Annotated in this window: 15 protein-coding genes; 6 read left to right on the forward strand and 9 right to left on the reverse strand. The window is 69.3% G+C overall.

All coding sequences use genetic code 11. The features are described from left to right. Positions 1-42: 42 nt before the first annotated feature. The 4 genes from SJY26_RS16225 (at position 43) to SJY26_RS16240 (ending at position 6,809) form a co-directional block, all read left to right on the forward strand. Positions 43-528, forward strand: coding sequence for a DUF1203 domain-containing protein (locus tag SJY26_RS16225; protein WP_396594011.1), 486 nt, complete (start codon positions 43-45; stop codon positions 526-528). Positions 529-580: 52 nt separating this feature from the next. Beyond that, a complete protein-coding gene (locus SJY26_RS16230) occupies positions 581-2,377 on the forward strand; it encodes a DUF4153 domain-containing protein (protein ID WP_396594012.1) in 1,797 nt (598 codons plus the stop codon). 121 nt (positions 2,378-2,498) lie between these two features. Next, entirely contained in the window at positions 2,499-3,947 is a 1,449-nt protein-coding gene (locus SJY26_RS16235; protein ID WP_396594013.1) for a sigma-54-dependent transcriptional regulator, read from the forward strand. A 153-nt stretch (positions 3,948-4,100) separates the two neighbouring features. Next, the gene (locus SJY26_RS16240; protein WP_396594014.1) at positions 4,101-6,809 is read left to right on the forward strand and encodes a TonB-dependent receptor; all 2,709 of its coding nucleotides are present in this window, start codon (positions 4,101-4,103) and stop codon (positions 6,807-6,809) included. A gap of 7 nt (positions 6,810-6,816) precedes the next feature. Here the strand turns inward: SJY26_RS16240 and SJY26_RS16245 are convergent, their stop codons facing one another. Further along, positions 6,817-7,929 (reverse strand): aldo/keto reductase, encoded by a 1,113-nt coding sequence (locus SJY26_RS16245; RefSeq protein WP_396594015.1) that lies wholly within the window; start codon positions 7,927-7,929, stop codon positions 6,817-6,819. 112 nt (positions 7,930-8,041) lie between these two features. Between SJY26_RS16245 and SJY26_RS16250 the strand changes: the two genes are divergently transcribed. Next, positions 8,042-8,674 carry a TetR/AcrR family transcriptional regulator gene (locus tag SJY26_RS16250; protein ID WP_396594016.1) on the forward strand — a complete coding sequence of 211 codons (633 nt, stop codon included), beginning with the start codon at positions 8,042-8,044 and terminating at the stop codon, positions 8,672-8,674. Here the strand turns inward: SJY26_RS16250 and SJY26_RS16255 are convergent. Together SJY26_RS16255 and SJY26_RS16260 are read right to left on the reverse strand one after the other, a co-directional pair. Next, entirely contained in the window at positions 8,671-9,006 is a 336-nt protein-coding gene (locus SJY26_RS16255; protein ID WP_396594017.1) for a type II toxin-antitoxin system PemK/MazF family toxin, read from the reverse strand. The genes SJY26_RS16250 and SJY26_RS16255 overlap by 4 nt on opposite strands. Continuing rightward, entirely contained in the window at positions 8,996-9,247 is a 252-nt protein-coding gene (locus SJY26_RS16260) for an AbrB/MazE/SpoVT family DNA-binding domain-containing protein (RefSeq protein WP_396594018.1), read from the reverse strand. Before SJY26_RS16260 ends, SJY26_RS16255 begins: the two co-directional genes overlap by 11 nt. Before the next feature lie 428 nt (positions 9,248-9,675). On the opposite strand from SJY26_RS16260, the gene SJY26_RS16265 reads away from it, so the two are divergent. Next, entirely contained in the window at positions 9,676-10,050 is a 375-nt protein-coding gene (locus SJY26_RS16265; RefSeq protein ID WP_396594019.1) for a VOC family protein, read from the forward strand. A gap of 17 nt (positions 10,051-10,067) precedes the next feature. Here SJY26_RS16265 and SJY26_RS16270 read toward each other — a convergent pair whose 3' ends face one another. From SJY26_RS16270 to SJY26_RS16295, 6 genes are all read right to left on the reverse strand, one after another. Beyond that, the gene (locus SJY26_RS16270; protein WP_396595791.1) at positions 10,068-10,328 is read right to left on the reverse strand and encodes a hypothetical protein; all 261 of its coding nucleotides are present in this window, start codon (positions 10,326-10,328) and stop codon (positions 10,068-10,070) included. Positions 10,329-10,498: 170 nt separating this feature from the next. Then, complete coding sequence (locus SJY26_RS16275; RefSeq protein WP_183212448.1) at positions 10,499-10,774, reverse strand: DUF2312 domain-containing protein; 276 nt, start codon at positions 10,772-10,774, stop codon at positions 10,499-10,501. 137 nt (positions 10,775-10,911) lie between these two features. Continuing rightward, the gene (gene ykgO, locus SJY26_RS16280; RefSeq protein ID WP_008263184.1) at positions 10,912-11,037 is read right to left on the reverse strand and encodes a type B 50S ribosomal protein L36; all 126 of its coding nucleotides are present in this window, start codon (positions 11,035-11,037) and stop codon (positions 10,912-10,914) included. A gap of 107 nt (positions 11,038-11,144) precedes the next feature. Continuing rightward, positions 11,145-11,321: a hypothetical protein gene (locus SJY26_RS16285; protein WP_396594020.1), complete on the reverse strand. Its 177-nt coding sequence runs from the start codon at positions 11,319-11,321 to the stop codon at positions 11,145-11,147. A gap of 172 nt (positions 11,322-11,493) precedes the next feature. Further along, positions 11,494-12,147, reverse strand: coding sequence for an SMC-Scp complex subunit ScpB (gene scpB, locus SJY26_RS16290; RefSeq protein WP_396594021.1), 654 nt, complete (start codon positions 12,145-12,147; stop codon positions 11,494-11,496). Continuing rightward, positions 12,144-12,962, reverse strand: a complete 819-nt coding sequence (locus tag SJY26_RS16295) for a segregation and condensation protein A (protein ID WP_396594022.1) — start codon at positions 12,960-12,962, stop codon at positions 12,144-12,146. Before SJY26_RS16295 ends, scpB begins: the two co-directional genes overlap by 4 nt. Position 12,963: the final 1 nt, after the last annotated feature.

Raw genomic sequence — 12,963 nt, forward strand, 5'->3', positions numbered from 1 at the left:
GCGCCGATCGTCGCAAGTCAGGGGCTCACACGGAGACCGCTCATGACCTGGACCATCGAAGCCCTGCCTCTCGCCCCCTTCGCGCCCACCTTTGCCCTGTCGGAGGCCGAGCTGGCCGCGATCGGCGCGCGACGCTGGGTCGCCGACGCCCCCGGCCGCGCCCCCTGCCGCGTCAGCCTGCGCGATGCGGAGGCCGGCGAAAGGCTGGTGCTGGTCAACCACGCCCACCTGACCGACCCCACCTCCCCCTATCGGGCTACAGGCCCCATCTTCGTCCGCGAGGCGGCGGAGGACTATGCGCCTGTCCCCGGACAGGTTCCGGAGACGCTGGCCAGACGGCCGCTGTCCCTGCGCCTGTATGACCGTCGCAATATGATGGTCGACGGGCGGGTGATCGACGGGACCGACCTGGCGACCCGCCTGACCGAGGCCTTCGAAATCGAGGCGGTCGATCAGGTCCACATCCATTTTGCCCCGCGCGGCTGCTATCTGGCCCGCGCCCGGCGTCAGGATCCGACGCTTTCCTGATCCCCCCGCTTCAGGCCATATGGCGCGCCCGGCTTCGGGCAAAGGGCGCGCCATGACGAACGACACCACCGCCATCCAAGACGATCAACCGGACGACGGCCCCGGTGCGTCCGGGGACCGTCGCCGCACCGGCTTCGCCCGGCTGGCCATCGGTCTGGTGCAGGGGGTCGCCCTCTATCTGCTGATGCGCGCCACCGAGGGCGAGGGCCAGACCTGGTCGCGCCAGAACCCGGAGCTGTTCGCCCCCGCGGTGTTGGTGGCCCTGTTCCTTCCGGCCGTCCTGCTATCGGGCGTCGGCAAGCTGAGGCTGACCGTCTACGCGATCTGGAGCCTGGTCGCCGGGGCCGCGCTCGCCTTCCTCGCCTGGCACGACATCGCCCGCCAGGCCGGCGAAGGGCGGGAGGCGACCTTTCCCCTGTTCGCCTTCGCGGCCGCGGCCCTGTTCATCGCCCACCACCTGATCGTCCCGGCGGACCGCGAGCGGCGGCTGATCGCCACGTTCCCGGCCTATTTCGATACCGCCTGGATGGCGGGAGTGCAGCTGGTGCTGTCGGTCGCCTTTGCCGGAGCCTTCTGGCTGTTGCTGTTCCTCGGTGCGGCCCTGTTCAACATCATCGGCCTGAAATTCCTCGGCGACTTGCTGGAGGAGGGCTGGTTCGCCCTGCCGTTGACCGGCCTTGCCTTCGCCGCCGCCGTCCAGCTGACCGATGTCCGCGACGGACTGATCCGGGGGGTGCGGATGGTGGCCCTGACGCTGCTTTCGTGGCTGCTGCTGGTCCTTACGGTTCTGGTCGCGGCCTTTCTAGGTGCCCTGCCGTTCACCGGCCTCACCGGGCTCTGGGCGACGGGCAGCGCGACAGCCCTGGTGCTGGCGGCCGCGGGCGTGCTCATCGTGCTGATCAATGCGGCCTATCAGGACGGTCGACCCGACACCCGGCCGCCGGCCGTGTTGCGCATCGCCGTCCAGGTGGCGGCCGTCCTGGTGACGCCCCTGATCCTGATCGCTGTCTGGGGCCTTTATCTGCGGATCGGCCAGCACGGCCTGACGCCCGACCGGATCATCGCCCTCGCCTGCGCCGTCGTGGGCACGGTCTATGCCGTGGGCTACGGCCTCGCCGCCCTCGTCCCGTTCATCCGCAAGGGCTCGGCCTGGATGAAGGGTCTGGAGACGACCAACATCGGCACGGCTGTCGTGGTGGTCGTCGTCATCCTGGCCCTGTTCACGCCCCTGGCCGACCCCGCCCGGTTGTCGGTCACCGATCAGGTCGCACGGCTCCAGCAGGGCAAGGTTACTGCGGAGGCCTTCGACTACACCTTCCTCAGGTTCGACAGCGGCAAGGCAGGCCGGGCCGCCCTCGAGAGTCTCACCCGGTCCCCGAACCCGGAAGTCGCCCGCCGGGCCCGTATCGCCGAGGCCCAGACGGATCGGAGCGAGGCCGCCCAGCCGCTCTTCACGCCTGTGGTGGAGGCCTGGCCCGCCGGTCAGCCCCTGCCGGCCGGTTTCACGGACCCGACCGACGCCTTCGGCATGCTCCGGAACTGCGATCGCCCCGGCAACTGCGTCGCAACGACCCGGGACCTGAACGGTGACGCGATGCCGGAAATCCTTCTGGCAACCGAGTCCAGCATCACCCTCTACGTCAGCGGCACCGGGACAGCTTGGGTGGAAGAAGGCAGCTATCCCGTACAGCGGTGCCCGACGGACGCTCCCGCCGACGGCCGGGCTCTGCTCAAGGCGGGAGCCCTCCAGCCGCGCCCGGCCGCCTGGCCCGATCTGTCGGCAGGCGGCGGGACCGCCTCGCGGCTGAACAGCAGCGCCCCCTGCCCGGAGCCCAAGCCGGCCCGTTAACCCCCCGGACACCACGCCCCCCAACCCGATCTTCACCGCATCGGCCCTAGAACCGTCCCGAAACGGGTCAGTCGCGCCGCAAGGCCGCCGGCCCTCCGATGACGACGAAGGGGTGTACTCCATGGCCAGGACCGTTCTGGTGGTCGATGACGACCCGACCCAGCGCCGCCTTGTCCAGGCCGTGCTGGACCGGGAAGGCTATCAGGTCGTCCATGCCGCCTCAGGCGGCGAGGCCATCGATCGCCTGACGAAGGGCGGCGGGGCCGACGTCGTCCTGCTGGACCTCGTCATGCCGGGCATGAGCGGGATGGAGGCCCTGGCCGAGATCCGCACCGCCGGCGTGACCACCCCCGTCATCGTCCTGACCGCCAATGGTGGCATCGAGACCGTGGTCAAGGCCATGCAGGCCGGGGCCCAGGACTTCTTCATCAAGCCCGCAAGCCCGGAACGCATCCTGGTCGGCATCCGCAATGCCCTGCAGCTGACGCAGCTGACCGCCGAGGTCGGCCGGCTGAAGAAACACGTCGCCGGCCGCGTCACCTTCGCCGACCTCGTGGGCGACAGCCGCCCGATGCAGATGGTCAAACAGCTGGGGGCCCGCGCCGCCAAGTCGTCCATCCCGGTTCTGATCACCGGTGAGAGCGGCGTCGGCAAGGAGGTCATCGCCCGCGCCCTGCACGGTGCCAGCGACCGCGCCGGCAAGCCCTTCGTCGCCGTCAACTGCGGGGCCCTGCCCGTCAATCTGGCCGAGTCCATCCTGTTCGGCCACGAGAAGGGGGCCTTCACCGGTGCCTCGGACAAGCACGCCGGTAAGTTCATGGAGGCTAATGGCGGCACGCTGTTTCTGGACGAGATCGGCGAACTGCCGCTGGACATGCAGGTCAAGCTGCTGCGCGCCCTGCAGGAGGGCGAGATCGACCCGGTCGGTGCCAAGCGGGCGGTCAAGGTCGATGTCCGCATCGTCTCGGCCACCAATCGCGACCTGACCCATGCGGTGTCGGAAGGCCGGTTCCGCGAGGACCTGTTCTACCGCCTGAACGTCTTCCCGATCGAGGCCCCGGCCCTGCGCGAGCGCCGCGACGACATCCCGGCCCTGATCGACCACTTCATCGGCCGCTTCAATGTCGAGGAGGGCCGCCGCATCGCCGGAGCCGCGCCCGACACCCTGGCCCTGCTGACCGCCTTCGACTGGCCCGGCAATGTCCGCCAGCTGGAGAACGCCATATACCGGGCCATCGTCCTGGCCGACGCCCCCTTCCTGCAGCCGCACGACTTCCCCGCCATCTCTGGCGTGGCCATGCCGCTTGAGTCCGCGCCATCGGCCCCTTCGGCCGCCGTCATGAACTACGCCGAGCTGCCGCCCCTGCCGGACCAGCCCATCAAGATTCTCGACGAGCGCGGCCATCTGCGTACCCTCGAGGACATCGAACGCGACCTGATCCAGCACGCCATCGAGGTTTACGCCGGCCATATGTCCGAGATCGCCCGCCGCCTCGGCATCGGTCGCTCGACCCTGTACCGCAAGGTCCGCGAACAGGGGCTGGAAGGCGCGTTGAAGGACGCGGGCTGATCCAAAAGACACACGCGTCAGGCGAGACGCAGCGCCGTCACAATCCGCCACATTGACGCCGCGACGGATCACGAAGACTGCGGCGTGTAAGCTGACCGTCGACGCGTGCTTTGCATCGACGGGCGTCTCCCCACGCCTCGCCCGGATGTATTGATGACCATCGCCACCGCCCTGCTGTACGCCCTCGCCTCGGGCGCGATCCAGACCGCGACTCCCGCGCAGACCCCCGCGACAGGGGTGGAGGACGATCAGCAGACCCTGCCCTCCGGCTCGCCCGCCGTCGGCTACCAGCTCGACGACGTGGTCGTGACTGCGGGCCGGCCGCGCGGCAGCGTGCAGGGCGACATCGCGCCCGATATCTCGCTCGACGCCGAGCAGCTGGCCGCCTACGGGGCCAGCAATGTCGCCGAGTTGCTTGCGGCGCTTGAGCCCCTGACCCGCAGTTCGCGCGGCCGGTCCGACGGGGGGCCCGTGGTCCTGCTGAACGGCCGGCGCACCTCCGGCTTCCAGGAGATCCGCAACATTCCGTTCGAGGCCATCGAGCGCACCGACATCCTGCCCGAAGAGGTCGCCTTGACCTATGGCTACAGCGCCGACCAGCGCGTCGTGAACATCGTCCTCAAGGCGCAGTTCCGCCAGGCCACCGCCGAGACCAGCGCCCGCGGCCCCTCCCAGGGCGGCCGCCTCTCTGCCGAGGTCGAGGGCGGCTACTTCAGCGTCATCGACGGCAACCGCATCAACGTCAGCCTCGAGCACGAGCACGACACCGCCCTGTTCGAGGACGAACGCGACATCACCCGCTCGGCCGGATCCCAGCCTTTCGACCGCATCGGCAATGTCGGCGGCCTGCCGTTCGGATCAGAGATCGATCCGGCCCTGTCGTCCCTCGCCGGCCAGACGGTCACGGTGGCGGCCAGTCCCGGCGGGGCGAACCCGGCGCTCGCCGGCTTCGTGCCCGGGGCCAATGCGCCGCGCACCACGGATCTGGGCCAGTACCGCACCCTGCTCCCGCGCGGCGACGAGACCACGTTGAACGCCTCGATCGCGCGCGACCTGAACGAGACGACCAAGGGCACGGTCAGCCTGAACCTGGTCGACAGTTCCAGCTTCTCCTATCTCGGCCTGCCCGGCGTGACCCTGACCGCCCCGGCCGGCCGCAACGGTTCGCCGTTCAGCCGCGACGTGCTGGTCTATCGATACGTCAATGATCCCGGAGCCCTGACGCGGGACACCGAGACACTGACCGCCAATCTGGGCCTGTTGCTGGACGGCTTCCTCGGCGACTGGCGCTGGACCGTCTCAGGCGCGTATGACCGGGTCGAGACCGACACCACGACAGGCCGGGGTCTGGATGCGACCGCTGCCCAGGCGGCCGTCACCGCCGGCACCCTGAACCCGTTCGGCGATCTGTCCCCCTCGAGCTTCACCCGCCTGACTGACACGGCCCGGTCGGTGGCCAGCGGCGGCAATCTGGAGGCGGTCTTTACCGGCGACCTGCTGGAGGCCCCTGCCGGTGGCCTCAACTCGACCTTCAAGTTCGGCGTCGACACCCGCGACCTGACCTCGGAAAGCACCCGCTCGGGCGTCTTCAGCGAACGCGCCATCGGCCGCGACCGCGTCTATGGCACCACCAACTTCACCCTGCCCGTCGCCAGCCGCGGCCGCGACGTCCTCGGCCAGCTCGGTGATCTCTCTTTCAACGCCAACGCCGGTTATGACGAGGCCTCGGACTTCGGCGGTCTGGTGACTTTCGGCGTCGGCGCCAACTGGTCTCCCGTCGAGCCCGTCTCCTTCATCGTCAGCTACACCGACGAGGAAGGGGCCCCCAGCATCTCCCAGTTGAACGACCCGGTCATCTCGACACCAAACAGCGCCGTGTTCGACTTCCGCACCGGCCAGACCGTCCTGGTCACCCGCATCAGCGGCGGCAACGCCAACCTGACCGCTGACAACCGCCATGTCCTGAAGCTGGGCGTCAACTGGAAGCCCTGGTCGGAGCGCGACCTGACCTTCAGCTCCAACTACACCCGCTCGACCACCGACGACGCCATCACCAGCTTCCCGACCATCACGGCCGACCTCGAGGCCGCCCTGCCCGACAGGTTCGTGCGCGACGCCTCCGGCCAGCTGATCTCGATCGACGCCCGCCCGCTGAACTTCACGCAGACGGAGCGGGCCGAGCTGCGCAGCGGGTTCAACTTCTCCCGCGCCTTCGGCACCCCGACGCCGACCGCGGCCCGTGCACCGGGGGCAGGCGGCGGCCGTCCCGGTGGGGCTGGCGGCCCTCCGCCCGGAGGCCGCGCCGGCGGTCCGCCTCCCGGGGGCGGCCAGATCCGTTTCGGCGGCGGCGGCGGCCGGGGCGGCGGCATGCAGCCCGGACAGGGCCGCTTCAACGTGTCGGTCTATCATACGGTCCGGTTCACCGACACGATCACCATCCGGCCCGAGCTGCCGGTGCTGGACCTGCTGGACGGCGACGCGACCGGCAGCCGGGGCGGCACCCCGCGCAATGAGGTCCAGGTCCAGGGCGGCGTCTTCCGCAACGGCTTCGGGGCCTTCCTCAACGCCAACTGGCGCGAGGCGACCCGGGTCGACGGTGGCACCGGCGGGTCCGACCTGGCCTTCAGCGACCAGACCACGGTCAACCTGAACGTCTTCGCCGACCTGAACGCCCGCACCACCTGGGTCCAGCGCTTCCCGATCCTGAAAGGCACGCGCGTCAATTTCGGCGTCGAGAACCTGTTTGATACCCGCACCGAGGTCACTTCCTCGACCGGCGACCTGGCCCTGAACTACCAGCCGGACTTCCTCGACCCCCAGGGCCGCGTCCTGCGCGTCAGCCTGCGCAAGATCCTGTTCTAGGCAGCGTTCACCCCGGCCAGCCCCGCACCCCCGTGCCGCCGAACACCATCTGTTTGCGTCCGGCGGGGGCGAACAGGCCGTAGATCAGGCCCAAATCCGGCGCGCTGACGGCGTCCAGCGCGGCGCGCTGGGCGTCGGACAGCACCACGTCCAGCGCTGCGACATTGTCCGCGACCTGGGCCGCCTTGCTGACCCCCATCAGGGTCGAGGCGACGCCGGGGCGGCCCATGACCCAGGCCAGGGCCACCCGGGCCGGGCTCTCGCCGGCGTCCGCCGCCACCCGGGACAGCTCATCGACGATCCGCCAGTTCCGCTCGGTGAACAGGCTGTCGCCAAAGGGATTGGCCCCGTCCAGCCGCTTGTCGTCGTCCGGCCGTTGTTCCGACCCGCTGGCCGCCTCGCTGGGCAGGCCGCCAGCCCGCGGCGCGCCGGCCTCGACGGTGGCACGGTCGTACTTCCCGGTCAGCAGCCCGTAGGCCAGCGGGCTCCACGGCTGCAGCCCCAGACCGAACTCGGCCGCCAGCGGCACCAGTTCGGCCTCCATATCCCGGCTGACCAACGAATAGAAATACTGCAGCGCGACCGGCCCCGGCACACCCCGCACCGCCGCCAGGGTCGCCACCTTGGCCACATACCAGGCGGGCGAGTTCGACATCCCCCAGTACCGGATCTTCCCCGACCGGACGAGGCCCGACATGGTCTCCAGCAGCTCCTCGGCCGGCGTCACCCCGTCCCAGACGTGCAGCCAGTACAGGTCGATATGGTCGGTCTTCAGCCGCCGCAGGGAGCCCTCCAGCGCCGCCTGCAGGTGCCGCGCCCCGGCCCCGCCGTTGTGCGCGCCCTCTCCCGTCGAGAAGCCGGCCTTGGTGGCGATCACCATCCGGTCACGCAGACCGCGCTCGGCTATGAACCGCCCGACCATCTCCTCGCTCAGACCGCTCGAATAGACATCGGCCGTGTCGATGAAATTGCCGCCAGCCTCGACATAGGCGTCGAACACGGCGCGTGCGCCGTCCTGGCCCAGACCCCATCGCGCCATGCCGAAGGTCATGGTCCCCAGCGCCAGCGGGCTGACGACAAGGCCCGAGCGGCCGAGAGTGCGGTAATCAGAGAGGGACATGAGCGGGCTTTCTGTTGCTTGCGACCAAACCCGCCCGCGGCTTTCCTAGTGTTCGCTACGAAACCCCTAGACGCGCTTGTTGTCCGGGGTCAACAGTTTTATATCGGTCACTATGGAAACTCTGGACCGACCCCGCCGCAAGACGGGCCGCCCCCTGTCCTTCGACCGGGACACGGCCCTCAGCCAGGCGATGCTGACCTTCTGGCGGCACGGCTATGAATCGACCTCGATCGCCGATCTGACCACCGCCATGGGGATCTCGCCGCCCAGCCTCTATGCGACCTTCGGCGACAAGAAGCGGCTCTTCCGCGAGGCGGTGGCCCTCTACCTGTCGGCCGAACCGCCGGAACAGACGATCGCCGCCGCGCCCAGCGCGCGCGAGGCCGCCCGCCGCCTGCTCCGGGCCTCGGCCGAGGGGGTCAGCGGCGAGAACACCCCGACCGGCTGCCTGCTCGCCACCTCGGCGCTCAGCTGTTCGACGGCCGCCGCCGACGTCCAGGCCGAGCTCGCCGCCATCCGTTACGGGATCGAGGCCTGTCTGCGCGACCGCATCGTCGCCGACATCACCGCCGGGACCCTGCCCCCCGACACCGACGCCGAGGCGCTCGCCGGTCACATGATGGCGATGACCCAGGGCCTGTCGACCCTCGCCCGCGACGGGGCCCCGCGCGACAAACTGCTGCGCGTGGCGGACAATGCCATGTGGGCCTGGCCGCCGGCAATCGGCTCGGCGACGTCCGGCTAGAGAGCGATCAGGCCCATCAATCCGGCCTTGGCGCGGGACCGGTCTCCGTCGGACAGGCAACCGATCCGGCGCTCGATATGGGCGTTGGACAGGGACTGAAGCCGGGGCCGCATGACGCAGTCGCGGTTCAGCCCCGCTTCTGCCAGATCCTCCAGCCGGACGTCTTCGGTCCACCCCGAGCCCTTCGCTGTCGTGATCATCGCCAGCAGGGTCTCGTTGCGCGAACCATTGTGCCCGACTCCGCTGACCACCAGGGCCGGCCGTCGCTTGAAGACCGCCTGATCGACATAGGGAAAGGCGACGACAACAACGTCGCCCGCCTCACAGATCATCGAACGCCTCGCAGTCCTCGGGCGACAACCAGTCCTGCGCGAACACATCCCACGACAGGCCCCATGAGGCCCGGGCCCGAGCCAGGGCCTCCGGATCGACGGGAGCCTTCTCCACCAAAACCCGACCCTCCTCCACCCGATAGACCAGCGTGTCTCCGGGACCGACACCCAGCGTGTCGCGGACCCCCTGTGGCAGGGTGGACTGCGACTTGGAGGTCAGCCGGGTAAAGTGGACGGTCAAGGTAAGGCTCCTTACGTCATTACGCCTTACTTATCACGATCGGCGACCGGGGCCACCACGCCATCGCCACTGGGGACACGTTCCGGAATTAATTCCTCGTCCCCTCTTGTGTTGTTCGGTGCCATGTTCCACGTCTCTTGCGGTCTTTGACAGGTTGAGCCGGCGGCGATCTCCGTTTCAGGACGCCCGAAAATTTCTGATAATCCCGTCACGGTGACATTCCCGGTGATAGCAAGTCCCTGAAAACGCTCAGGTCACCCCGAGAATGTCACGGTATGTCACGGTGTTTTCCGGACATGGGGCCTGGCGCTGGCCGGCTTCGTTTCAGGCTTCCACACACGTGCAGACCCTTGCCGAGCCTCTCAGGCTGGGCCGACCGACAACGATCGGGATACAAGGGCTATTCAAGGCAAGGCTGGGGGAATGGGATGGCCGCGCTCGTCTACGCGACAGTGGGATCGAACAGGCTGGACGACGCCAAGGCGTTCTACGACGCCCTGCTGGGGTCGGCCGGGATCAAACCCGTCTTCGAGCATCCCTCCGGCGGGCGGGTGTACGGCGCGAACCGCACGCCCAACTTTGCTGTGCTGGGCCCGCATGATGGCCAACCGGCCACGGTCGGCAACGGCTCGATGTTCGCCTTCGCCTTCGACACCCGCGAGGAGGTCGACGCCTTCCATGCCAGGGCCCTGGAACTGGGCGGCACCTGCGCCGGCGCGCCCGGCCTGCGCGGCCCCGGCCTGTGGTTCAGCTACGTCCGCGACCTCGACGGGAACAAGCTTTGCGCCTTCTGCATGCGGTGACGGACGTCGTCTGCCGCCTACCCCTCTGCAGTCCCCGGCCCCTTCCGCCCCCACCGCCGTTTCGGCGCCTCGCCGTTCGCCTTGGCGGTGATCTCTTTCAGCTTGCGGCCCTGCATCGACGACAGGGCCTGACCCGGCGCGCCCTTTTCCGGATCGCCGAAGGCGCGGCCATAGGTCTTGATGCGGTCCGTGACACCTTCGATGAACTCCCCCTCCCATTCGGAGAGCGCGATCCCGGCCTTGTCGGCCGCGCGTTTGGCGCGTTTGAGAGCATTCAGGGCCTTGCGGCGCGCAGCCTCCCGCTCGGCCTCGAACGGGCTGGGCGCAGGCTTGTCCTTCTTTTGAAACCCCGAGCCGGGCTTGAACCCGGTCGAGCGCTTGAGTGACCCGGGCCCCTTGTCGCGGGGTTGGGCCTTCGGACCGCCCGTGATGGGCGTCCGCTTCAGGATCAGATCTCGCCGAGCGCCGACAGATACAGGTCCAGGATCGCGTCCTCTTCCTGGCGCTTGGCCTTGTCCTGTTTGCGGATGCGGATGACTTTCCTCAGGATCTTGACGTCGTAGCCCTCGCCCTTGGCCTCGGCGAAGACCTCCTTCATGTCTTCCATCACCGCGGCCTTGTCCTCCTCGAGGCGCTCGATCCGCTCGATGATGGTCCGCAGCCGGCCCTGGGCGGCGGAGTTCAGAACGTCGGGCGAGGCGTCGAAGGCGGCGTCGTCGGCCATGGGAAGGTCTCCGGAAAAAGCGAGGGGGACGCTAACCATGTCCCGCCTTCCGGCTCAACGCCGGGCACGAAAAAGGCCGCGGACAAGGTCCGCAGCCTGTGGATCGTTGGAAGCGCGCCCCGCAGGACGCGCGCCAATCAGCCCTGCTTCGCCTTGAAGCGCGGGTCGGTCTTGTTGATCACGAAGACGACGCCCTTGCGGCGCACGACCTTGCAGTCGCGGTGGCGGGTCTTGAGCGACTTGAGCGAGCTGCGGACCTTCATGGTCAGACGTCCTGGGGCAAAAGCAAAAAGAAAGGCCGCAGGCGAAGCTGCGGCGGAGCGGTGCGTATAGAGACACCCCCCCGCCGCGTCAAGCCGGGGACAGAGGCCTAAGGGCGGTTCTGCTCGCCACCGCTTAGCCGGGCGGCCTCGGCAGGCGAGGCCGGGGCCGCGACCTCCTCGGCCGTGGCGTCGTCCATGGCCTCGGGGGCAGGAGTGACGCCCCCGTCGGTCGGCAGCTCTGCGGGGCCGCCCACGGCCGGAGCGGTGGTCGAATTCGATCTCAATCGGATCCGTGGCCGTGGCCGGCTCCTCGGCCGGGGGCGAACAGGCGATCAGGGTCAGGGCAGCGGTGCCCAGGGTCAGCAGCGGCAGGATACGCATCGGCGGATCTCCTCGGGTTTCGATGTTCGACCGGAACGGCAAAGGTCGCCGTTTGGTTGCCCGGGACCGTCCGGGTCAGTCGCCCATGAAGTCCTGGGCGAACTCCGGGGTCTCGCCCGGCTCGATCTCGTCCTCTTCCTCGGGGCCGGACCGCGAGGGGTCGGGCACCTCGAACCCGACCGGCAGGGACAGGTCCAGCAGGCCCGCAGCCTTCATCTCGGCGGCCCCCGGCAGGTCGTACAGGCTGGCGAGGCTGAAATGCTCGAGGAACCGGTCGGCCGTGGCGTAGGTGACCGGCCGGCCCGGGGTGCGCCGCCGTCCCCTCAACCGCACGAACCCCATCTCCAGCAGCAGATCGAGGGTCCCGCGCGACAGCGACACCCCCCGCACGCTCTCGATCTCGGCCCGGGTGACCGGCTGGTGATAGGCGATGATGGCCAGGGTCTCGAGCGCAGCCTTGGACAGCCGGCGCGGCTCCTCCCGCGTGTCGGTCATCAGGAAAGACAGGTCGGCGGCGGTGCGGAAGCGCCAGCGGTCGGCCACGCAGTCCAGCTCGACCCCCCGCCCCTCGTAGCGGGCCCGCAGGGTGGCGATGGCCCGGCCGACATCGGCCCCCTCGGGCAGGCGGGCGGCCATCTCGGCGGCCGACAGGGGGCCGGCGGCGGCGAACAGCAGGGCCTCGACCCGCCGCTCGATCTCGGCCTCGTCAGGCGCGAATTTGACGGTCACGGCACCAGCTCCAGCGGCTGGCCCAGTCCCCGGCGTTTCAGCCACAGGGCGGCGAAGGCCTCCTCCTGGCGGACGTCCATCGCCCCCTCCTTGACCAGTTCCAGACTGGCCGACAGGGTCGAGGCGGTCAGGCTGGCCTGGCTGGGCCCCTCCCCGTCCCGCACCGGCGCGACCCGCTCCAGCGGCGTCCAGTCCTCCAGCCGGGGCAGGATGTCCCTCAGCCAGTCGCGGGCCTCCTCCAGCGGATAGGCCTCGACCCTCTGGCCGGGATTGTAGTGCCGCCCCTGTTCACGCCGGCGCTGGCCCACATAGGCGGCCATCAGCTCGTACAGGCTGGCGTCGATCCGGTCCGACGGCACGATCACGGTGGCCTCCGGATCGCCCCGGGTGAAGACGTCGCGCTTCAGCTGCGGCCGGGCCATCAGCGCCTCCGAGGCCTTGCGCATGGCCTCCAGCTTCTGCAGCCGGAAGGCGAGCGCGGCCGCCATCGCCTCGGCCGGGGGCTCGTCCCCCTTGCCCTTCTCGGTGCGCGGCAGCAGCAGGCGCGACTTCAGATAGGCCAGCCACGACGCCATCACGAGGTAGTCGGCTGCCAGCGAGAAACTGCGCCGCCGGGCCTCATGCACGAAGGCCAGATACTGTTCCGCCAGCCGGGTGATCGACAGCTTCAGCAGATCGACCTTCTGGGTCCGCGCCAGCGCCAGCAGCACATGCAGCGGGCCCTCATAGCCATCCAGATCGACCACGAAGGCGTCGCGCGCGTCGACCTCGGCGGCGGCGGTGAAGTCCAGATTCGGCTGGAAGGCCTCGACCATA

Source organism: Brevundimonas sp. R86498, assembly GCF_044598075.1.
In the GTDB taxonomy this organism is placed as follows: domain Bacteria; phylum Pseudomonadota; class Alphaproteobacteria; order Caulobacterales; family Caulobacteraceae; genus Brevundimonas.